At 71.9% G+C, this 20,381-nt stretch carries 16 protein-coding genes, 1 pseudogene and 1 riboswitch; of the genes and pseudogenes, 7 read left to right on the forward strand and 10 right to left on the reverse strand.

Features of this window, described 5'->3' with window-relative positions; all coding sequences use genetic code 11:
• Positions 1-8: 8 nt before the first annotated feature.
• From QFW77_RS17975 to QFW77_RS17985, 3 genes are read right to left on the reverse strand one after another with little or no spacing between them, the layout of a single operon-like run.
• The gene (locus QFW77_RS17975; RefSeq protein WP_280576217.1) at positions 9-728 is read right to left on the reverse strand and encodes an ABC transporter ATP-binding protein; all 720 of its coding nucleotides are present in this window, start codon (positions 726-728) and stop codon (positions 9-11) included.
• A gap of 30 nt (positions 729-758) precedes the next feature.
• Entirely contained in the window at positions 759-977 is a 219-nt protein-coding gene (locus tag QFW77_RS17980) for a hypothetical protein (protein ID WP_280576218.1), read from the reverse strand.
• A 2-nt stretch (positions 978-979) separates the two neighbouring features.
• Positions 980-2,272 (reverse strand): efflux RND transporter periplasmic adaptor subunit, encoded by a 1,293-nt coding sequence (locus tag QFW77_RS17985; protein ID WP_280576219.1) that lies wholly within the window; start codon positions 2,270-2,272, stop codon positions 980-982.
• Positions 2,273-2,453: 181 nt separating this feature from the next.
• On the opposite strand from QFW77_RS17985, the gene glmS reads away from it, so the two are divergent.
• From glmS to QFW77_RS18000, 3 genes are all read left to right on the forward strand, one after another.
• On the forward strand, positions 2,454-4,283 hold the full coding sequence (gene glmS, locus QFW77_RS17990) for a glutamine--fructose-6-phosphate transaminase (isomerizing) (RefSeq protein WP_280576221.1): 1,830 nt from the start codon (positions 2,454-2,456) through the stop codon (positions 4,281-4,283).
• 176 nt (positions 4,284-4,459) lie between these two features.
• Positions 4,460-5,005, forward strand: a complete 546-nt coding sequence (locus QFW77_RS17995; RefSeq protein WP_280576222.1) for a hypothetical protein — start codon at positions 4,460-4,462, stop codon at positions 5,003-5,005.
• 162 nt (positions 5,006-5,167) lie between these two features.
• Positions 5,168-7,861, forward strand: coding sequence for a bifunctional acetate--CoA ligase family protein/GNAT family N-acetyltransferase (locus tag QFW77_RS18000; RefSeq protein ID WP_280576223.1), 2,694 nt, complete (start codon positions 5,168-5,170; stop codon positions 7,859-7,861).
• Positions 7,862-8,032: 171 nt separating this feature from the next.
• Here QFW77_RS18000 and QFW77_RS18005 read toward each other — a convergent pair whose 3' ends face one another.
• A complete protein-coding gene (locus QFW77_RS18005; RefSeq protein WP_280576224.1) occupies positions 8,033-8,209 on the reverse strand; it encodes a hypothetical protein in 177 nt (58 codons plus the stop codon).
• Positions 8,209-8,379, reverse strand: a pseudogene (locus tag QFW77_RS18010) (HupB); the annotation flags it as partial. The gene QFW77_RS18005 and the pseudogene QFW77_RS18010, both read right to left, overlap by 1 nt.
• A gap of 235 nt (positions 8,380-8,614) precedes the next feature.
• Between QFW77_RS18010 and dinB the strand changes: the two are divergent.
• Entirely contained in the window at positions 8,615-9,703 is a 1,089-nt protein-coding gene (gene dinB / locus QFW77_RS18015) for a DNA polymerase IV (protein ID WP_280576226.1), read from the forward strand.
• Between the two features lie 106 nt (positions 9,704-9,809).
• Entirely contained in the window at positions 9,810-10,283 is a 474-nt protein-coding gene (locus QFW77_RS18020) for a hypothetical protein (protein WP_280576227.1), read from the forward strand.
• Between the two features lie 193 nt (positions 10,284-10,476).
• Here the strand turns inward: QFW77_RS18020 and btuB are convergent, their stop codons facing one another.
• The 3 genes from btuB to msrC all read right to left on the reverse strand — a co-directional run bounded on the left by btuB (position 10,477) and on the right by msrC (position 13,602).
• On the reverse strand, positions 10,477-12,318 hold the full coding sequence (gene btuB / locus QFW77_RS18025; protein WP_280576228.1) for a TonB-dependent vitamin B12 receptor: 1,842 nt from the start codon (positions 12,316-12,318) through the stop codon (positions 10,477-10,479).
• Positions 12,319-12,482: 164 nt separating this feature from the next.
• Positions 12,483-12,729, reverse strand: a riboswitch (cobalamin riboswitch).
• 16 nt (positions 12,730-12,745) lie between these two features.
• Positions 12,746-13,123: a TfoX/Sxy family protein gene (locus QFW77_RS18030; RefSeq protein WP_280576229.1), complete on the reverse strand. Its 378-nt coding sequence runs from the start codon at positions 13,121-13,123 to the stop codon at positions 12,746-12,748.
• Positions 13,120-13,602 (reverse strand): free L-methionine (R)-S-oxide reductase MsrC, encoded by a 483-nt coding sequence (gene msrC / locus QFW77_RS18035; RefSeq protein WP_280576230.1) that lies wholly within the window; start codon positions 13,600-13,602, stop codon positions 13,120-13,122. The genes QFW77_RS18030 and msrC overlap by 4 nt, the downstream gene beginning before the upstream one ends.
• Positions 13,603-13,651: 49 nt before the next feature.
• Here msrC and bioD point away from each other — a divergent pair, with 49 nt between their 5' ends.
• A complete protein-coding gene (gene bioD / locus QFW77_RS18040) occupies positions 13,652-14,311 on the forward strand; it encodes a dethiobiotin synthase (protein ID WP_280576231.1) in 660 nt (219 codons plus the stop codon).
• Positions 14,312-14,466: 155 nt separating this feature from the next.
• Here bioD and QFW77_RS18045 read toward each other — a convergent pair whose 3' ends face one another.
• Both QFW77_RS18045 and QFW77_RS18050 read right to left on the reverse strand, forming a co-directional pair.
• Positions 14,467-17,646, reverse strand: a complete 3,180-nt coding sequence (locus QFW77_RS18045; RefSeq protein WP_280576232.1) for an efflux RND transporter permease subunit — start codon at positions 17,644-17,646, stop codon at positions 14,467-14,469.
• A 74-nt stretch (positions 17,647-17,720) separates the two neighbouring features.
• On the reverse strand, positions 17,721-18,923 hold the full coding sequence (locus QFW77_RS18050) for an efflux RND transporter periplasmic adaptor subunit (protein ID WP_280576233.1): 1,203 nt from the start codon (positions 18,921-18,923) through the stop codon (positions 17,721-17,723).
• 338 nt (positions 18,924-19,261) lie between these two features.
• Between QFW77_RS18050 and QFW77_RS18055 the strand changes: the two genes are divergently transcribed.
• On the forward strand, positions 19,262-20,381 hold a 1,120-nt coding region (locus QFW77_RS18055), incomplete at its 3' end, for an efflux RND transporter periplasmic adaptor subunit (RefSeq protein WP_280576234.1).

A 20,381-nucleotide genomic window follows, 5' to 3' on the forward strand; every position in this document is an offset into this window, starting at 1 on the left:
CGGCGGCCTCAGGCGGAAGCGGGCGCGGTGTCGGCGGCGTTCCCCACCAGCGACGCCTCGCGCACCACGTCGGTGGCCACGCCGTCGACGATGTGGACGTTGCGCTGCGCGCGCGCCGCCAGCTCCGGGTCGTGGGTCACCATGACCACGGTGGTGCCCTCGGCGTTGATGTCCTCGAGCAGTTCCATCACGCTGCGCGCCATCTGCGAGTCGAGGTTGCCGGTCGGCTCGTCGGCCAGCAGCAGGCGCGGGCTGCCGGCCAGTGCGCGGGCGATCGCGGCGCGCTGCTGCTGGCCGCCGGAGAGCTCCGCGGGGAAGTGCTTCATCCGCGAGCCCAGGCCGACCAGGCCCAGCGCGTCCTCGATCCGCAGCTTGCGCTCGGACGCGCTCATGCCGCGGTAGCGCAGCGGCACGTCGACGTTGTCGAAGAGATTGAGGTCCGGGATCAGGTTGAAGCTCTGGAAGATGAAACCGATCTTCTGGTTGCGCAGCCGGCTGCGCGCGTCGTCGCCCAGGCCGCTCACGTCGACCCCGTCGAGGTGGTACTGGCCACCGGTGAAGGTCTCGAGCAGGCCGGCGATGTTGAGGAAGGTGGTCTTGCCGGAGCCGGACGGCCCGGTCACCGCCACGAACTCGCCTTCGCGCACGTGCAGGTCGAGCGCGCGCAGCGCGTGGGTTTCCACCAGTTCGGTGCGATAGACCTTGGAGACGGCTTGCATGTGCAGCATGGCGAGGGTCCTGGTTGGGGTTGGGGGCGGTCAGCCGTGGACGCGGAACAGGGCCGGCAGGGCGCGCTGATGGAGATAGCCGCGCTGCAGCGCGCGCGGCCGCGGCCGGTTGGCCGGTACGCCGGCGCCGCCGCCGCGGAACGGATCCAGCGCGAACAGGTCCAGTTCGAACAGGCGCGGCGGTACCGCGTCGGCGATCTGCTGCGGGTTCCAGTTGAAGTTGAACGGAAGGGCGTTGGGGGGATTCATGTTCATTCTCCCGAGATGCGGACGCGGTCCGCGTTGTCGAACTGGTCGCTGCCGGAGACGACGATGCGTTCGCCCTCCTGCAGTCCTTCGAGGATCTCCACCGCGTTGAGGCTGACAGCGCCGGTGCGGATCGGGCGGCGCTCGGCGCGATCGTCGGCGACCACGTAGGCGTAGGCCCCGCCCTCCTGCTCCAGGAACGGCCCGCGCGCCACCATCAGCACGTCCTCGCGGGTGTCGAGCACGATCCGTGCGGACAGGCGCTGGTTCTGGCGCAGGCCCGGCGGCTGCGTGTCGCTGAAGCGGATCCGCGCCGCCACTTCGCCGTTGACGACCTCCGGCGAGACCGCGGACACCTCGGCCGGATAGGTCTCGGCGCCGCTGCGGATCTGCGCGGGCATGCCGATGCCCAGATCGCGGGCGAAGCTCTCCGGCACCTTGATCTCGAGTTCGAAGACCGACAGATCCACCACGCTCAGGATCGCCGCGTTGGCGGCTACGTTGCTGCGCTGCGCCACCTGCACCTGCCCCACCTGGCCGTCGAAGGGCGCGCGCAGCTGGAGCGCGTCCACCTGCCGCTGCAGTTCCTCCACCACCGAGCGCTGGCGGGCGGCGAGCAACTGCCGGTTGCGGGTGTCCAGGCCGGCGCCCTGGCCCTGCAGCGCGTAGTCCTCGCGCGCCGACGCCAGGCCGATTTCCGCCTTCTTCAGTGCGTCCTCGGCGCGTGCCACGTCGACCTGGGCGACCGCGCCGCCGGCGTGGCCGCGGCTGTAGCGCTGCAGATCGCGTTCGGCGGCGGTACGCTCGATCTCGGCCTGGTCGAGCAGCTTGCGCGCCTCCGCGCGGGCGATGCGCGCGTCCAGGGTGGAGCGGTCGGCCTCGGCCTGCAGGCTGGCGAGGGTGGACTCTTCCTGGACCAGCTTGCTGCGCAGTTCCGGGCTGTCGATCTCGGCCAGCACCTGGCCCCGCTTCACCGCGTCGCCGGCCACCACCTTCAGCGTCACGGTGCCGGCGGCGATCGCGTACAGGGTCGGACTGTTGGCGGCGATCACCCGGCCGTCGGCGGAGATGTCGCGGATCAGGTCGCCGCGCTCGACCGCGGCGATGCGGATGCGCGCGGCGTCGTACGAGCGCCCGCCGCCGCTCCAGCCGGCGACCACCCAGCCCAGCCCCGCCAGCACCAGCAGGGCGCCACCGGCCGGAAGCGCCCAGCGGCGCAGGCCGCGCCGCAGCGACGGCGTAGTGGCGACGGTGCTGTCCTGGCCTGAGGTATCGCGGATGCGGCTGGGGCGGGTCATTGGCGCTCGGGCGGTTGGGTTCCCCCTTGCTCACGCAGGATGCGTGCCAACCGCAAGTCATTGATCCGCAAGTGAACAGCGGGTGTCCACGGGTGTCCGGACGGCTCCGCGGACGTGTCCGGCGGCGGGGAAAACACGGGCACCGCCGCTACACTAGGCGGCCCCCAGCAGGAACCCTCCCATGTGCGGCATCGTCGGCGCGATCGCTGATCGCGATGTGGTCCCCGTTCTGATCGAAGGCCTCAAGCGCCTCGAGTACCGCGGCTACGATTCGGCCGGCATCGCCGTGGTCGACGCCGGCCGGGTGCGCCGGGTGCGCCGCACCGGGCGCGTGTCGGAGATGGAGGCCGCCGCGGGTGCCGAGGGGTTCAGCGCCCAGCTCGGCGTGGGCCATACCCGTTGGGCCACCCATGGCGGCGTCACCGAACTCAACGCCCATCCGCACGTCAGCCACGGCGTGGCGCTGGTCCACAACGGCATCATCGAGAACCACGAGCAGCAGCGGGCGCGCCTGGAGGCGCTGGGCTACGTCTTCGAATCGCAGACCGATACCGAGGTGATCGCCCATCTCATCGATCTGCACATGAAGGACGCCGGCGACCTGCTGCAGGCGCTGCAGCGCGCGGTGGCGGAGCTGGAGGGCGCCTATGCGCTGGCCGTGGTCAGCCACGCCGAGCCGCGGCGGATCGTCTGCGCGCGCATGGGCTGTCCGCTGCTGATCGGCCTGGGCGAGGGCGAGAACTTCGTCGCCTCCGACGTCTCGGCGATCATCCAGGCCACCCGTCGGGTGATCTTCCTGGAAGAGGGCGATACCGCCGAGGTCACCCGCGCCGGCGTGCGCATCTTCGACCAGCGCGGTGCGCGGGCCGAGCGCGAGGAGCACCTGTCGGACGTCTCGCTGGCCTCGCTGGAACTCGGCCCGTACCGGCACTTCATGCAGAAGGAGATCCACGAGCAGCCGCGCGCGATCGGCGACACCATCGAGGCGGTGATGGACGAAGGCGCGTTCGGCGCCGCGCTGTTCGGCGCCGGTGCCGAACAGGTGCTGGAGGAGGTCGAGTCGGTGCAGATCCTCGCCTGCGGCACCAGCTACTACGCCGGCTCGGTGGCGCGCTACTGGATCGAAGCGATCGCCGGCCTGCCATGCAGCGTCGAGATCGCCAGCGAGTACCGCTATCGCGCCGCGGTGGCCAACCCGAAGCAGCTGGTGGTCACCATTTCCCAGTCCGGCGAAACGCTGGACACGATGGAGGCGCTGAAATACGCCAAGGCGCTGGGCCAGGAGCGCACGCTGTCGATCTGCAACGTGCCCGAGAGCGCGATCCCGCGCGCCAGCCGGCTGGTCTACTACACCCGCGCCGGCGCAGAGATCGGCGTCGCGTCCACCAAGGCGTTCACCACCCAGCTGGTGGCGCTGTTCACCCTGGCCGCCACCCTGGCCAAGCTGCGCGGTCGCCTGACCGCGGCGCAGGAGTCGGAGTACCTGGACGCGCTGCGCCACCTGCCCGGCAGCGTGCAGCACGCGCTCAACCTGGAGCCGCAGATCGTCGCCTGGGCCGACCGCTTCGCGCCGAAGCACAACGCGCTGTTCCTCGGCCGCGGCGTGCACTATCCGATCGCCCTGGAGGGCGCGCTCAAGCTCAAGGAGATTTCCTACATCCATGCAGAGGCCTATCCGGCCGGCGAGCTCAAGCACGGCCCGCTGGCGCTGGTGGACGCCGACATGCCGGTGGTGGTGATCGCACCCAACGACAGCCTGCTGGAGAAGGTGAAGTCCAACATGCAGGAAGTGCGCGCCCGCGGCGGCGAGCTGTTCGTGTTCACCGACCAGGACAGCAACTTCGGCGAGTCCGAGGGCGTGCACGTGATCCGCACCCCCCGCCACGTCGGCGTGCTCAGCCCGATCGTGCACACCATCCCGGTGCAGCTGCTGGCCTATCACACCGCGCTGGCGCGCGGCACCGACGTCGACAAGCCGCGCAACCTGGCCAAGTCGGTGACGGTGGAGTAGCGCTGCGGCGGCCGTGCGGGCGCCACCGGCCCCGACGATCGGACCCGGCGCTCCCCGGTCCGGATCCCTGGCCGTCGGGGGCGGCTCGCAGGCGGGCCGTTCCGCCGGCAGCGGAAATCGATGATGATGCGTCCCACACCGCCGCTCCGGCGGCGCCCATCGCGAGGACCGACCCGATGCACGCTTCCGCCAGGATCGCCTGTCTCGGCCTGATCGCCTGCCTGCTGCAGGCCTGCTCCCCGTCTCCGGACTCCGCGACCGCCGGCGGGCCGGGCGCTCCCGCTCCAGGCGAGGTGCCGGTATCCCGGCCGGCAGCCCAGCCGGCCACGACGGCGCCGCCGGCGGCCGCGGGCGCAGCCGTCGCGCGGATCGGGTTCAGCGCCGACGGCGTGGAGCTGGCTGGCGAATACGCCCCCACGCTCTGCGGCGGCCCGTATCTGATGGGCGAAGGCGTGGCCTGGCAGGCGACGGCCGAAGGCTGGCAGGTCACGGTGGCGCTGGAGGAGCGGCGCAGCGGCACCATCGACGTGGTGCCGGGTGCGGACGAGGTCGGGGTGGTCGCCACCGTCAACGGCCCCGGCCGGCAGTACGTGCGCAAGCGCTCGCTCGGCGGCACCCTCGAGATCGGCGAGGATTTCCGCAGCGCCCGGGCCGATCTCGAGCTCGGCGACGTGGCCGGCACGGACGTGGCGAGGCTGCAGGCGCACTTCGACTGCGGTTGAGCGCGGAAACCCCGTGTCGCTTCGGCCCGGGGCGCTCCGGGCTCGGGGCGTCAGGAGCCATGCCGTGCGCACATCGGCTCGCGATGGCGACGCACATGCGCATGCGTGCCTCGCGGCCGCCGGTGTATGGTCGTGCGCCATGGCAACCGCAGCAGCGCCGCGATGAGCACCTACGGACTCGGCTCCGTCTTCAAGCCCGCTTCCGTCGCGGTGATCGGCGCCAGCCCGCGCGAACGCTCGGTGGGGCGCATCGTGCTGCGCAATCTGCGGCAGGCCGGGTTCGAGGGCGCGCTGGGCCTGGTCAATCCACGCCACCGCAGCATCGACGGCATGCCCTCGGCGGCGCGCGTTGCCGATCTGGGCTGGACGCCGGAACTGGTGGTGATCACCGCGCCGGCGCGGCTGGTGCCGCGGATCGCCGCGGAGGCGGCAGCGGCCGGGACGCGCGCGGCGATCGTGGTCAGCGCCGGGTTGGGCGAAGGGCCCGATTCGTTCGCCGCCCAGCTGCAGGCGGTGGCGCGGCCGGCCGGGCTGCGTATCGTCGGCCCCAACTGTCTCGGGGTGATGGCGCCGCACCTGCGCCTCAACGCCAGCTTCGCCGCGCACGCGGCCGGGCCGGGAGACCTGGCGCTGCTGTCGCAGTCCGGGGCGATCGCCGCGGCCATGCTGGAGTGGGGGCGGGTGCGCTCGGTCGGCTTCTCGGCGGTGGCGGCGCTGGGCGACGGCCTCGACGTCGACTTCGGCGATCTGCTCGACTACTTCGCGTTCGACCGCCACACCCGCGCGATCCTGCTGTACGTCGAGGCGATCCGCGACGCGCGCAAGTTCATGTCGGCCGCGCGCGCGGCAGCGCGCGCCAAGCCGGTGGTGGTGGTGAAGGCCGGGCGCCACGCCCGCGCGGTCGATCCGGTGACCCATACCGCCGCGCTGGCGGCGCCCGACGCGGTCTACGGCGCCGCCTTCCGGCGCGCGGGGCTGCTCCGGGTGCAGTCGCTGGACGACCTGTTCGCCGCCGCCGGCACCCTGCGCCACCTGCGCGCCACGCCCGGCCGGCGGCTGGCCATTCTCGGCAACGGCGGCGGCGTGGGTGCGCTGGCCCTGGACCGCCTGCTCGACCTGGAAGGCACCCCGGCCCGGCTCTCCGAGGCCACGGCCGAGCGGTTGAAGGCCGCCCTGCCCGCCACCTGGGGGCCGGGCAATCCGGTGGACATCACCGGCGATGCCGACGGCGCGCGCTACGCGGCGGCGATCGATGCGCTGCTCGCCGATCCCGAGAACGACGCCCTGCTGCTGATCAATGTTCCGACCGCGTTGTCGTCGTCGGCGGAGTCCGCCCGCGCGGTCGCCACCAGCCTGGCGCGGCGCCCTCCGGAGGCCGTGGCCAAGCCGGTGTTCGGGGTCTGGCTGGGCAGCGAGGCGGGCGCGCTGCAGACGCTGGCCGCCGCCGGCGTGCCGACCTACGCCAGCGAGGCCGAGGCGGTGCGCGGCTTCATGTACCTGGTCCGGCACCGCGAGGCGCAGCAGGCGCTGATGGAGACGCCGCCGAGCCTGCCGGAGGACTTCGCCGTCGATGCGGCCACGGCGCGGGAGGTGGTCTCCGGCGCAATGGCGGCGGGCAGGGAGTGGCTCGATCCGCCCGAGGTGGCGCGGCTGCTGGAAGCCTACGCGATCCCGTTCACGCCGCTGCAGGTGGCCGCCGACCCGGACGAGGCGGTGGCCGCCGCCGCGCCGCTGCTGGCCGCCGGCCAGGCGGTGGCGGTGAAGGTGCTGTCCCACGACATCGTGCACAAGTCCGACGTCGACGGCGTACGCCTGGACCTGGTCGGCGAGCGCGACGTGCGCGAGGCGGCGCAGTCGATCCTGCGGCGCGCGCGCGAGGCGCGGCCCGACGCGCGCATCGAGGGCGTGACCGTACAGCCGATGATCCGCCGGCAGAAGGCGCGCGAACTGATCCTCGGGATCGCCGACGACCCCACCTTCGGCCCGGTGATCGTGTTCGGCCGCGGCGGCACCGCGGTCGAGGTGATCGACGACAAGGCGCTGGCGCTGCCGCCGCTCGACCTGCGGCTGGCGCACGAGCTGATCGGCCGCACCCGGGTGTCGCGGATCCTCAAGGCCTACCGCGACGTGCCGGCGGCGGACGAGCGCGCGGTGGCGCTGGTGCTGGTGAAGCTGGCGCAGCTGGCGGCCGACATCCCGGCGCTGCGGGAACTGGACATCAACCCGCTGCTGGCCGATCGCGACGGGGTGATCGCGGTGGACGCGCGGGTCCGCATCGCCCCGTCGCAGCCGCTGCACAAGGGGCCGGGCCATCCGCGCTTCGCGGTGCGGCCGTATCCCAGCGAGTGGGAGCGCGAGGTCACGCTTGCCGACGGCGCGCGGGCCTTCGTGCGGCCGGTGCGGCCGGAGGACGATGCGATGTTCCGCCGCTTCTTCGAGCACGTCAGCAGCGAGGATCTACGCCTGCGTTTCTTCAACGCGGTGCGGCATTTCAGCCATGAGTTCATCGCCCGGCTGACCCAGCTCGACTACGCGCGCGCCATCGCCCTGGCGATGATCGACCCGGACAGCGGCGAGATGCTCGGCGCGGTGCGGCTGGTGGCCGACGCAGACTACGACCGCGGCGAGTACGGCATCCTGGTGCGCTCCGACCTCAAGGGCAAGGGCATCGGCTGGCGGCTGATGCGGATCATGATCGAGTACGCGCACTGGCTGGAGCTGCGCATGGTCGAGGGACAGGTGCTGCGCGAGAACAGCACCATGATCGAGATGTGCCGGCAGCTCGGCTTCCGCATCCAGGCCGATCCGGAAGACGCCACTCTCGTCAACGTGGTGTTGCCGGTCGCCAACGATTGACGACCGGGCGCCGCGCCCCGTGATGAGCGACCCACGGGCGCGAAAGCCCGCGCGGTCGCCGATGGCGGCGATCGCGGCACGCCAGGCCACGCCGGTCTTCGCGGGCCTGGCCCGCTCCTGCGGAATGAGCGCCGTCTACTGCAGGACCCGAGGCGGTCGCCGAGCGGGCGGCTATTCGCGCGGCTTGGCGGGAACGAACGGCGAGACCGGATCGCTGGCGGGAAAGGTTTCCTCCAGCGCCTCGTCCTGGTTCTCGTTCTCGTGGCGCTTGCGCTCCTGTTCGCGCGCGGGCGGGCCGTTGCCGGCTGCCGGGTCGCGCTGACCGGGCGATTCGCGTCCGGCGTTCATTTGCGCCCCGATCCGGATTTCCTGCCACCGCCGTCCTGCTTGTTCACGGTGGCCCAGGCGATGCGCTCGGCGTCGTCCTTGGAGCGTCCCTGCTCGCGCTCGGATTGTTCGATCTTCTCGGCCTGGCGCTTCTGCTTGTCGGTGTAGGCCGACTTGTCTCCACGGGACATGGCATGCACTCCGGGATGGGGAGTGCGATCTTCGCGCCGGCCTCGTCATGGCGGGGTCAATTCGGCGGCCGCCGGGGCGCTGGATGGCGGACGGTTTCGCCCCCGTACAGGCGCAGGCCGGGAGCGCCTCGGCCCGGCGAGCCGGCCCATGGCCCCGAAGCCGCGGCCGGCGCGGCATCCGGCCGCCATCGGCGCGGCGTCGCCATCGCGCGCGCTGCGGGCGGATAATGCTGCCGTGCGCAAGATCCTCCACATCGACATGGACGCGTTCTACGCCTCGGTGGAGCAGCGCGACGACCCGTCGCTGCGCGGGCGCCCGGTGGTGGTGGCCTGGCGTGGCGCGCGCTCGGTGGTCTGCGCGGCCTCCTACGAGGCGCGCAGGTACGGCGTGCGTTCGGCGATGCCCGCGGTGCGCGCCGAGCGGCTGTGCCCGGATGCGGTGTTCGTGCCGCCGGACTTCGCGCGCTACAAGGCGGTGTCGCGCCAGGTGCGGGAGATCTTCCTGCGCCACACCGACCTGGTCGAGCCGCTGTCGCTGGACGAGGCCTACCTGGACGTCACCGAGCCGAAGCTTCCGGCGCCCAGCGCCACCGCGACCGCCGAGGCGATCCGCGCCCAGATCCGCGCGGAAACCGCGCTCACCGCCTCGGCCGGGGTGGCGCCGAACAAGTTCCTGGCCAAGATCGCCTCGGACTGGAACAAGCCGGACGGCGTGTTCGTGGTCAAGCCGGCGCGGGTGGAGGCGTTCCTCACCCCGCTGCCGGTGGGGCGCATCCCCGGCGTGGGCCGGGTGATGGAGAAGAAGCTCGCGGACCTCGGCATCGCCACCGTCGGCGAGCTGCGCGGCTTCGCCGCCGAAGACCTGGAGCGGCGCTTCGGCAGCTTCGGACTGCGCCTGCACCAGCGCGCCCGCGGCATCGACGAGCGCCCGGTGCAGCCGGACCAGCCGGTGCAGTCGATCTCGGCCGAAGACACCTTCGCCAGCGATCTGCCGCTGGAGGCGCTGGAGCCCGAGATCCGGCGGCTCGCGGAAAAGGCCTGGGCCGCCACCCGCAGGACCGACCGGGTCGGTCGTACCGTGGTGCTGAAGCTCAAGACCGCGCAGTTCCGCATTCTGACGCGCAGCCATACCCCCGACGTGCCGCCGGCCAGCCTGGCGGAATTCACCGGGATCGCCGTGGCGCTGTGCGGGCGGGTGGCGCTGCCCGGTTCGACCCGCTACCGGCTGGTCGGCGTTGGCCTGGCCGGCTTCCGCGAGCGCGACGAACTGCTGCCCCAGTCCGACCTGTTCGCACCCGCCGCGCCCGCCCCGATGGCGACCTGAACGCGCTCCCGGGAGCGGCCCTCTGGCAGTCGGCGCGCCGGAGTGACAAGGCCTCCGGCGCCGCCGGGGGTATGTTCGGGGCGTCGACGACCGACAGGAGGGGGACATGGCGACGATCAGGCAAGGGGCCGCGGCCGAGCTGTATCAGGCGCTGGTGCGCGAGGGCTGCGAGCGCAGCGGCCAGGTGCTGGAGGAGGCGCGCGAGAGCTACCTGGTATTCGTGCTGCTGCGCCACCAGCGCGATGCGCATCTGCTGGCGCGCACCCAGGCGCTGGAATGGCTGCACGCGCAGGAACAGCTGGGCAGCCTGCGTGCCGACGCGTTGCGCGACGTCGGCGACCGCTGCCTGCTGATCGCCGGCCTGTATCCGGCGCTGGCCGAGCGGCGCCGGGTCGACGTGGACTACTTCGTCGAACTCGGCCGCGGCGCTTACCAGGGTGTCGCCGAGTGCAGCCGCGCGGCGTATGCGGCGCTGTTCGAGCAGCTTGCGGCGAGCTACCGCGACCTGGTGCGCGCGCTGCGCGCGATCCGCGGCGACCAGCGGCCGGATCCGCGCCTGCCAGGCGGCATGACCGCCTGAGCGGATCGGGCCGGATTCCGGAGTCCCCGTAGGAGCGGGCCATGCCCGCGAAAGCCGGCGCACCCCGGATTCGCGGCGATCACCGCTCCGGCAGCCGCGCGGGCCTTCGCGACCATGGGTCGCTCCTACGCAGATCCGGCGCGGCGGCCACGTGCCGCCTCCGCAGGGGGCGGCACGGATCACCAATCACCAATCAGGTTCCAGGCTGCCAGCGCAGCGCCAGCCGGTATTCGCGGCCCGGCTGGTTGTACCAGGCGATGGTCTCGTAGTCGCGGTCGAACACGTTGGCCGCGCGCGCCTGCAGGGTCCAGTCGCGGTGGAACGCGTATTCCAGGCGCAGGTCGGTGGTGGCGTGTCCGCCCACGCGCACGCGGTTGGCGGCATCGTCGTAGCGGTGGCCGGCGGCGTTGAGGGTGACGCCAAGGCGCAGCGCGCCGAAACCGCGGTCGAGGTCCAGCCTGCCGGTGTTGCGGGCGCGCCGCGCCAGCAGCCGGCCGTGGTTGCTTCCGTCGCTGCGGTTGCGCGGATCGACATGGCTGAGCTGCGCGGACAGGTCCCAGCCCGCCAGCGTGGTGGCGAAGGTGAGCTCGGCGCCCCGCAGCCGCGCGCGGTCGACGTTGACCGGCGTGAAGGTGGTGGAGTCGTAGTTGATCAGGTCGTCGACGCGATTGCTGAAGAGGTCGAGCGACCAGTTCCAGCCGCCGCGCGCCTGGGCCAGGCCGACGTTGAGGTTCTTCGACTGCTCGGGGTCCAGGTCGGGGTTGCCGGAGAACGGGAAATACAGGTCGTTGAAGCTCGGCGCCCGGAAGCCGGTGGCGTAGCTGGCGGTGGCGCGCAGGCCCTGGCCGAACGCCATGCCCCAGCCGACGCTGCCGGTCCGGTGACTGCCGAACTGCTCGTTGTCGTCGCTGCGCAGGCTGGCCTGCAGCCGCTGCGCGCCGAAATCCCCTTGCCAGGCCACGAACGCGCCCAGGTTGTCGCGGCTGTCGACGTCGTAGCCGGTGCTGCCGGCGATGCGGTCGTCGAGCCAGTCCACGCCCAGCGTCAGCACCTGCGCCTCCGACAGGCCGAGGTCGCCCTGCAGCGAGGCCTGCTGGCGGCGGGTGCGCAGGTCGGCGACGAAGTCGCCATCGAGGAAGTCCTCGGTCTGGTCGTCGCTGCGGCCCACGCCGGCCTGCAGCGCCAGCCGCGCGCTCGGCTCGAAGCGCAGCTTCGCGCCCACCACCTGCTGCACCGTCTCCGAGTAGTTCGCCCAGGTGCCGTCGAAATGGTTCCGTCCTTCGGCCCGCAGCGCCACCCCGTCCAGGCGCCACGCAGGCGAGAACTCGACGCCGCCGCGCAGGCTGGCCGAGAGGTTGCGGTAGCCGTCGCGGTCGGGTTCCTCGGCGTAGCAGCCGGCACCGAAGCCTTCCAAGGTGCCGCGGCAGGCGTCGATGCCGTCGGTCCGCAGCAGGGCGACGTCGGCGCCGAACCACGTGCGTGCGCCGCCGCCGCCGATGCCGGCGCCGGCCTCGCGCAGCGCATTGCTGCCGATGCCGGCGTGCAGGCGCGGCCGTGCGGCGCCGCTGTCGCGGCGGGTGAAGATCTGGATCACGCCGCCGATCGCGTCGGCCCCGTAGAGGCTCGAATGCGGCCCGCGCACGATCTCGATGCGGTCGATCTGCGCCACCGGGATGTCCTGCAGCGCCGGCAGTCCGGCGGTGGCCGAACCGACCCGCACGCCGTCCAGCAGCACCAGGATCTGGTTGGAGCCGGCGCCGCGCATGAACAGCGAACTCTGCTTGCCCGGCCCGCCGCTGTTGACCAGGTTGATACCGGCGCGGCCGCGCAACAGGTCGGGCAGGGTGAGGGCCTGGCTGCGCTCGATCTCGGCGCGATCGATCACCTGCGCCGGCACCAGGCTGTCGGCCAGGGCGATCTCGTTGCGGGTGGCGGTGACGATGACCTCGTCCAGGTCGGTGGCGGCGGGGGCGGCCAGCGCGTGCCCCGGCAGGAGGACGGCCGCGGCGGCCAGAGTGAGATGTGGCAATTGCATGGGGTTCTCCATCGCGCGCACCCTCGCACGCGGTGACGGTGAAGGCGCGCACGCGGCGTGCGGCCCAACGGCGGTCGCGGGCGAGGGAACAGGGCGGCGGGAGCGGACGCGGGCGTCGGCAATCGCTGCCGCAATGCCCGCCGCATCGCAACCAGTGGAAGGGGATCGTTCCCCCTGCTCAGGCCGGTCTCCGGACTCGCGGGCGGACCGGCGGCGCGTGGCCTGGCCGGTCCCGGCGATCGCGCCTTCCCATGCGCCCCGGAACCCGGAGCCTGCACAGTGGCCGATGCGATCGCCCGACTCGCTTACCGTTGCGGGGGCAGTGCCGGACTGGCCACGTGGGCGTCACCGGCTTCCCGTTTCAACCCGGCGGCGGCTGCCGACGGGTCACCTGGAGCGGCTGCGATTGTACGCGAACGCCGCTGGCTCAGTCTTCGTCGGCCGGGGCCGCTGGATCCGCATAGGGATCCGATTCCGCGTCCGCCGGGTCCTCGCGGTGGACGGTGGTGGTGACCGGGCTCGCCGCGGGCCTGCCGCGCGGTGCCGGCAGGTCGGCGGTGGCGGCCTCGGCGGCCTCGACCAGCTGCCGCCGGCGATCGTCGGGGACCTCCTGCCAGTGGCAATCCAGCAGCGCACCCTCGAGCGCGTAGAGCAGGTTGAGGCTGGGGCGGAAGCCGGCGCGGCGCACCCGCATGAAGGCCTCGACCGGGCCGGCGGCTTCCAGGTCCTCGCGGGTGCGCAGGCCGACCTGGCGCAGCCAGGCGGCCGACTTGGGACCGATATTGCGCATTTTCGGGGTGCTCACTGCAGCGACTCCAGCCAGATGCGGGCGATGGATTCCAGACCGGCCTGGTCGTCGGCATCGAAGCGTCCGGGCAGCGGGCTGTCGAGGTCGAGCACGCCGACCAGCGCGTCGCCGGCGACCAGCGGCACCACCAGCTCCGAGCGCGATGCCGCGTCGCAGGCGATGTGGCCCGGGAAGGCATGCACGTCCTCGACCCGCTGGGTGGTGCGGGCGCTGGCGGCCGCGCCGCAGACGCCGCGGTCCAGCGGGATCCGCACGCAGGCCGGCAGCCCCTGGAACGGGCCCACCACCAGCTCGGTGCCATCGAAGAAATAGAATCCCGCCCAGTTGAGGTCCGGCAGGGCGGCGAACAGCAGCGCCGAGAGGTTGGCGGCGTTGGCGACGCGGTCGCGTTCGCCGGCGAGCAGGGCGCGGGCCTGCTGCGCGAGCTGGGCGTATTGCGCGGGCTTGTCGCCCTCGAGGCGCTGTGATGCGAACATCGCCGAAGTGTATCAACTGCGGTGGCGTTCGCCGCCTGGAAGGACCGCCATGTACGTGACAGGCACCGATACCGGAGTCGGCAAGACCCTCGTCAGCGCCGCGTTGCTGCACGCGCTGCGCGCCGGCGGCCGCCGGGCGGTGGGGATGAAGCCGGTCGCCAGCGGCTGCGAACGGGGTGTCGGCGGCTGGCGCAATGCCGATGCGCTGGCGCTGCAGGCGGCCAGCGCCCCGCGCCCCGCGTACGCCGACGTCAACCCGTATGCGCTGCCCGCCGCCACCGCCCCGCAGCTGGCGGCGCGCGAGGCGGGCATCGAGGTGGAGCTCGGACCGCTGCTGGCGGCGCACGCGCGGCTCGCGGCGCAGTCGGACGTGGTGGTGGTCGAGGGCGTGGGCGGCTGGCTGGCCCCGCTGGACGACGGCTTCGAACAGGCGGCGCTGGTGCGGGCGCTGGATATCGACGCGATCCTGGTGGTCGGGCTGCGGCTGGGCTGCCTCAGCCATGCGCGGCTCAGCGCGCGCGCCATCGCCGCCGATGGCTGTCGGCTCGCCGGCTGGATCGGCAGCGGGGTGGATCCGGAGTTCGAACGCGTCGACGACTACCTGCGGCTGATCGCCGCGGCCTTGCCCGCGCCCTGCCTGGGCGTGCTGCCGCACATGCTCCGGCCCGATCCCGTGCAGGCCGCGGCGGCGCTGACGCTGCCGCCATAGCGCGCCCCATGGTCGCGAAAGCGACGGGAGGCGCCGCCAGGATTGGCGGCGATTCCCGGTCCGGTGGAGGGCGCCGGCTTTCGCGGGATGGCCCGCTCCTACGGGTTCGGCGCGGCCGCTCCCGTAGGAGCGGCCCAGGTCGCGCTATCCCGGTCTCAGCCGTGCTGCGGTTCGGGCGGCGGCAGCGGGTCGCCGTCGCTCCCGCGCGCGGCGCGCTCGCGGTCGTGCGAATGGTCGCGCGCCAGGTACAGGTAGAACGCCGGCAGCACGAACAGGGTGAACGCGGTTCCGATGGTCATGCCCGCGGCGATCGTGGTGCCCATCGAGAAGCGCGCCGCGGCGCCGGGGCCCTTGGCGATCAACAGCGGGAACATCGCGAACACCAGCGCCGCGGTGGTCATCAGCACCGGCCGCAGGCGGATGCCCGAGGCTTGTTCGATCGCCTCGCGCTTGGACAGCCCCTGCTCGATCTGCAGCTTGTTGGCGAACTCCACGATCAGGATGCCGTGCTTGGCGATCACGCCGATCAGCGTGACCAGGCCCACCTGGGTATAGATGTTCACGCTCATCCCGGGGAAGGCCTCGATGCCGGAGATCTGCAGCACCCCGGCCAGCAGCGCCAGCGCGTTGAGCACCAGCAGCGCGCCGCTGATCGCCATCGGCACGGTGATCAGCATGATCAGGGCGTCGCGGAAGCTCTCGAACTGGGCCGCCAGCACCAGGAAGATCGCGATCAGCGCGAACATCATGGTCACCAGCATGGTGGTGCCCTCCTGCTTGAACTGGCGCGATTCGCCGGCGTAGTCGACGCTGTAGCCCTGCGGCAGCACCTCGGCCGCGGCCTCGTCCAGCACCCGCAGCGCCTCGCCCTTGCTCACTCCCGGGCGCGGCGCGAAGGTGATGCCGACCGAATTGAGCTGCTGGAAGCGCTTGAGCGACTGCGGCTGCACGCTGTCCTTCAGGGTCACCAGCGTGGACAACGGGATCAGCTCGCCGTCGCGGGTGCGGGTGTAGTAGTTCTCCAGCTGCGCGGCGTTGAGGCGATCGCTGCGCTGCACTTGCGGGATCACCCGGTAGGAGCGGTTCTCCATCGCGAAACGGTTGACGTAGCCGCCGGCCAGCAGCGCCGACATGTCGGCTGCGAGGGTGCGCATGTCGATGCCGAGCGTGGCGGCCTTGTCGCGGTCGATCTGCACCTCGATGCGCGGCTTGTCGATCTTCAGGTCGGTGTCCAGGAAGATGAAGCGGCGGCTGGCCTGGGCGCGTTCGATGATCGCGTCGGCCAGCTCCTTGAGCTGCTCGACCGAGCCGATGCCGCCGACCAGGAACTCGCCGCCGCCGTCGCCGCCGGCGCTGGGCAGCGAGGGCGGCACCAGGGCGAAGGTGTTCAGGCCGGTCACCTCGGCCAGCTTCGGCTGCAGTTCCTGCTGCAGCACCTGGTTGGTGGAGCGGTCGCGCTGGCTCCAGGGCTTGAGCACGAAACCGGCCATGACGCTGTTGCTGGAACCGCCGCCGCCGCCGCCGAAGCCGCCGTTGAACAGGAAGAAATCGTTGATCTCCGGGATGTCCCTGGCGATCGCGGTCATCTCCTCGGTGTAGCGCTCGACGTAGTCGAGGGTGGTGTAGGCATCGGCGCTGCCGATGGCGAAGATGAAGCCCTCGTCCTCGATCGGCGCCGGCTCCTTGGGGGCGACCACGTACAGCAGCACGCAGGAGACGAACACGATGGCGCCGAACACCGCGATCACCCCGCGGGTGTCGAGCGCGCCGTGCAGCTTGCGCTGGTAGCCGTCCCGGAGCCGGTCGAAGCGCGCGTCCAGCCAGGCCTCGAGCCGGTTCTTGCCCTCGGTGCCGTGGTGCGGCTTGAGGAACTTGGCGCACATCATCGGCGAGAGGGTCAGCGCGATCACGCCGGACAGCAGCACCGCGCCGGCCAGGGTGAAGGCGAATTCGGTGAACAGCACGCCGGTCAGGCCGCCCTGGAAACCGATCGGCACGTACACCGCGACCAGGGTGGTGGTCATCGCGATCACCGGCCAGGCCAGCTCGCGCGCGCCCTTGAGCGACGCATCCAGCGGCTGCATGCCCTCCTCGATGTGGCGGTGGATGTTCTCGAGCACGATGATCGCGTCGTCCACCACGATGCCGATCGCCAGCACCATCGCCAGCAGGGTCAGCAGGTTGATGGTGAAACCCATCAGCAGCATCAGGAACAGCGCGCCCACCAGCGACAGCGGCACCGCGATGGCGGGGATCAGCACGCTGCGCAGCGAGCCGAGGAACAGGAAGATCACCACGATCACGATGATCACCGCTTCCACGATCGTGGTCATGACCTCGCCGATCGCGTCCTCGATCGCCTCGGTGCTGTCGTAGGGAATCGTGCCCTCGATCCCTTCGGGCAGCTGCGGGATGATCTCCTCGTCCCAGACCCGGCGGACCTCGGCGATCACGTCCAGCGAGTTGGCGTCCGGCGAGACGAAGATGCCCATGAAGGTCGCCGCGTCGCCGTTGATGCGCACCGAGGTGCCGTAGTTCTCCGAGCCGAGCTCGACATCGGCGATGTCGCCCAGGCGCACGATCGCGCCGTCCTGCTCGCGGACCACCAGCTGGCGGAACTCCTCCGGCGTGCGCAGGTCGGTGCGCGCGGTCAGGTCGACCGAGACCATCTGGCCCTTGGTCGCGCCGAGCGCCGAAAGCACGTTGTTGGACTGCAGCGCGGTGTGGACGTCGCTGGCGGTGACCTCCAGCGCGGTCATCCGGTCCGGCTTGAGCCAGATCCGCATCGCGAACGAGCCCGCTCCGAGGATCTCGGCCCGCTGCACGCCCTCGATGGTGGCGATGCGCGGCTCCACCACCCGCGTGAGGTAGTCGGTGATCTGGTTGTTGTCCAGCCGCTCGCTGGCGAAGGAGACGTACATCGCGGCGATCTGCTGGCCCTGCTGCAGGTCGATGACCGGATCCTCGGACTCCTGCGGCAACTCCCCGCGCAGCTTGTTGACCTTGGCCGCGATCTGGGTCAGCGCCTCGTTGGCGTCGTAGTCCAGGCGGATGTAGGCCTGGATGCTGCTGACCCCGGCGCTGCTGCTGGAGATCAGGTAGTCGATGCCCTCGGCACTGGCGATCTCGCGCTCCAGCGGGGTGGTGATGAAGCCCTGGATCAGGTCGGCATCGGCGCCGAAATAGGCGGTGTTGATGGTCACCACCGCGTTCTGCAGCTCCGGGTACTGGCGCACGTTGAGCTCGTTGTACGAGCGCAGGCCGAGCAGCAGGATGAACAGGCTGACGACCATCGCCAGCACCGGCTTGTTGATGAAGATGTCGGTGAATTTCATCGCGTGCTCCCCCTCTGCCGCGTGCGGAAGAGGACTGGGGTGGGGGCGCGCCCGCAGCGGCGGGCGCGGCGGCGTCAGCGGTTATCGGGCGCCGGAGATTCTTCGGCGCTGGGCTGCACCTTGTTGTTGATCGTCACCGCGGCGTCGTTGCGCAGCCGCAGCAGGCCGCTGGTCACCACCACTTCGCCGGCCTCCAGCCCGTCGGTGACCGCGATCAGGTCGCCGCGGGTGGCGCCGGTGGTGATGAAGCGCTGCTTGACGATGTGCTGCGGGCCGTCTGCCGCGCCCTCCTGCGCCTCGCCACCGTCCTGGCCTTGTTCTTCGGCGGCAGGCGCGTCGATCACCACGTACACGGCGTTGCCGTAGGGGTTGAAGCTGACCGCGGTCTGCGGGATCACCACCACGTCCTCGGCCGCGCCGAGGTCGAAGCCGACCCGGGCGAAGGTGCCCGGCCGCAATTCGCCGTCGGGGTTGTCCAGGGTCGCCTGCACGGTGAAGTTGCGGGTGGACGGGTCCACGCGCGGCTCGATCGCGGTGACGGTGCCCTCGAAGGTCCGGTCCTGCGCCGCATCCACCTGGGCCCGGATGGCGGTGCCCACCCGGACCCGCGGCAGGTGCTGTTCCGGCAGGGTGAAGTCGAGGTAGATCGGGTCCAGCGACTGCAGGCTGACGATCGGATCGCCGGGCGCCAGGTACTGGCCCAGGTTGACCTTGCGGATGCCGAGCACCCCGTCGAACGGCGCGCGCACGCGCTTCTGCGCGATCAGCGCGCGCTGCGCATCGGCCTGGGCCCGGGCGGTGGCCGCCTGGGTGGCGCGCTCCTCCACCTCGGCCTGCGAGACCAGGCGGTCGGCGCCCAGTGCCCGCCAGCGCTCGGCCTGCACCCCGGCGAGCTTGGCCGAGGCCTCCAGCGACTGCAGCGTGGCCAGCTCGTTGGCGGAGTTGAGTTCGACCAGCAGCTCCCCGGCCTGGACCGGCTGGCCGGCCTCGAACGCGATCTTCTGCACCACGCCGCCGGCTTCGGTGGTCACGTCGGTGCCGTTGACCGCGACCAGGGTGCCGACCGCCTCGACGCCGCTGCTCCAGCGCTCCTGGCGGGCCTCGAACGTGCTCACCGCCACCGGCGGCTGCGGCATGTTGTCGAAGAACTGGTTCATGCCGTAGTCCATGACCGCCTTGACGGCGAACACGCCGCCGAACACCACCAGGGTGATCAGCAGCATCCAGAACATGCGCTTGCGGGCCGAAGGCGGGCGCTTGGTGACGGACTTGGGCATGGGGGCCTCGGGGGGTTGAAGCGGAAGGTGCGGGGATTCGGAATGGCGCTGGTGCTGTCCTTGCAGGCCGGCCGCGGCGCCGATTGGATGCGGGTCCAGTCGCGGATCATGCGACTGCCGGCGCCGGGACGCCTTGCGCGGCGCATCACGGACCGTTCGCGAACGCGGAAGCTTAATGCGGGAACGTCTCCGCGGCACGTGCCGGTAGTCAGTTCGTGGTCCCCAACGGGCCAGTGACTTCCGGCACGCGTGGGCGTAGTCTTTCGAATGCTGTACTGGCGAGTATAGCAATCAATCGGGCCGGCGCGACGTCGCCCCGCCCACCCAGGAGTGTCTCCATGCCGATGCGCCCGCGCCTGTTGGTGCTTGCAGGTTTCTGTGTTTTCGCGCTGGCCGCCTGCGGCGAGGAACAGGCGCAGCAGGCGCCGCCCCCGCCCGAGGTCGGGGTGGTGACGGTGCAGCCCGGGACGGTGGCGCTGGAGAAGGAGCTGGTGGGCCGCCTGGCCGGGTTTCGCAGCGCCGACGTGCGCGCGCGCGTCCCCGGGGTGCTGCAGCAGCGCACCTACCGCGAAGGCAGCGAGGTCGAGGAGGGGGAGGTGCTGTTCGTGATCGACCCGGCCCCGTATCGCGCCCAGCTCGGCTCGGCGCAGGCCGCACTGGCCCAGGCCCAGGCCAATGCCGCCAATGCCCGCGCCAGCGCCGCGCGCGCGCGCCGGCTGGCGCCGGACGATTTCATTTCCGGCGCGGATCTGGACGACGCCCTGGCGGCCGAGCGCAGCGCCGCGGCCGCGGTGCAGGCGGCGCGGGCCTCGGTGGAGAGCGCGCAAATCAATCTGGGCTACGCCACGGTCCGCGCGCCGATCTCCGGGCGCGCCGGCAAGCAGCAGGTCACCGAGGGCGCGCTGGTGGGCGAGGGCGGCGCGACGCTGCTGACCACCATCGACCAGATCGATCCGCTGTACGTGAACTTCTCGATGAGCCTGGCCGAATTCGACCAGGTCCGGCGGATGCAGTTGGACCGTTCGGAGCCGACCCGGGTCCGGGTGCTGCTGCAGGACGGCAGCCTCTACGAACATCCCGGCGAGCTCGACTTTTCCGGCCACGTGGTCGACCCGGCCACCGGCGCGGTGTCGCTGCGCGCGGTGCTGCCCAACCCCGAACAGCGGCTGCTGCCCGGCACCTACGTCACCCTGCAGGCGACCCTCGGCCAGCAGCCGGGCATGTTCCGGGTGCCGCAGGCCGCGGTGCAGCGCGACGCCTCGGGCGCCTACGTGCTGGTGGTGGGGTCGGACGGCATGGTGGCCCGCAAGAACGTGGTGACCGATCGCGCCGATGATGGCGACTGGATCGTCGGCCAGGGCCTGGAGCCGGGCGACCGGGTGATCGTTTCCGGAGTGCAGAAGGCGCGGCCGGGCTCGCCCGCCAGTGCGGTGCCCTGGCAGCCCGGCGGCTCGGCGG

The sequence above is a fragment of the Luteimonas endophytica genome (assembly GCF_029887875.1).
In the GTDB taxonomy this organism is placed as follows: Bacteria; Pseudomonadota; Gammaproteobacteria; order Xanthomonadales; family Xanthomonadaceae; genus Luteimonas; species Luteimonas endophytica.

Coding starts and splice junctions, on each gene's coding strand:
- QFW77_RS17975 (WP_280576217.1), bottom strand. CDS start 728: ATGCTGCACATGCAAGCCGTCTCCAAGGTCTATCGCACCGAACTGGTG.
- QFW77_RS17980 (WP_280576218.1), bottom strand. CDS start 977: ATGAATCCCCCCAACGCCCTTCCGTTCAACTTCAACTGGAACCCGCAG.
- QFW77_RS17985 (WP_280576219.1), bottom strand. CDS start 2,272: ATGACCCGCCCCAGCCGCATCCGCGATACCTCAGGCCAGGACAGCACC.
- glmS (WP_280576221.1), top strand. CDS start 2,454: ATGTGCGGCATCGTCGGCGCGATCGCTGATCGCGATGTGGTCCCCGTT.
- QFW77_RS17995 (WP_280576222.1), top strand. CDS start 4,460: ATGCACGCTTCCGCCAGGATCGCCTGTCTCGGCCTGATCGCCTGCCTG.
- QFW77_RS18000 (WP_280576223.1), top strand. CDS start 5,168: ATGAGCACCTACGGACTCGGCTCCGTCTTCAAGCCCGCTTCCGTCGCG.
- QFW77_RS18005 (WP_280576224.1), bottom strand. CDS start 8,209: ATGAACGCCGGACGCGAATCGCCCGGTCAGCGCGACCCGGCAGCCGGC.
- QFW77_RS18020 (WP_280576227.1), top strand. CDS start 9,810: ATGGCGACGATCAGGCAAGGGGCCGCGGCCGAGCTGTATCAGGCGCTG.
- btuB (WP_280576228.1), bottom strand. CDS start 12,318: ATGCAATTGCCACATCTCACTCTGGCCGCCGCGGCCGTCCTCCTGCCG.
- msrC (WP_280576230.1), bottom strand. CDS start 13,602: ATGTTCGCATCACAGCGCCTCGAGGGCGACAAGCCCGCGCAATACGCC.
- bioD (WP_280576231.1), top strand. CDS start 13,652: ATGTACGTGACAGGCACCGATACCGGAGTCGGCAAGACCCTCGTCAGC.
- QFW77_RS18045 (WP_280576232.1), bottom strand. CDS start 17,646: ATGAAATTCACCGACATCTTCATCAACAAGCCGGTGCTGGCGATGGTC.
- QFW77_RS18050 (WP_280576233.1), bottom strand. CDS start 18,923: ATGCCCAAGTCCGTCACCAAGCGCCCGCCTTCGGCCCGCAAGCGCATG.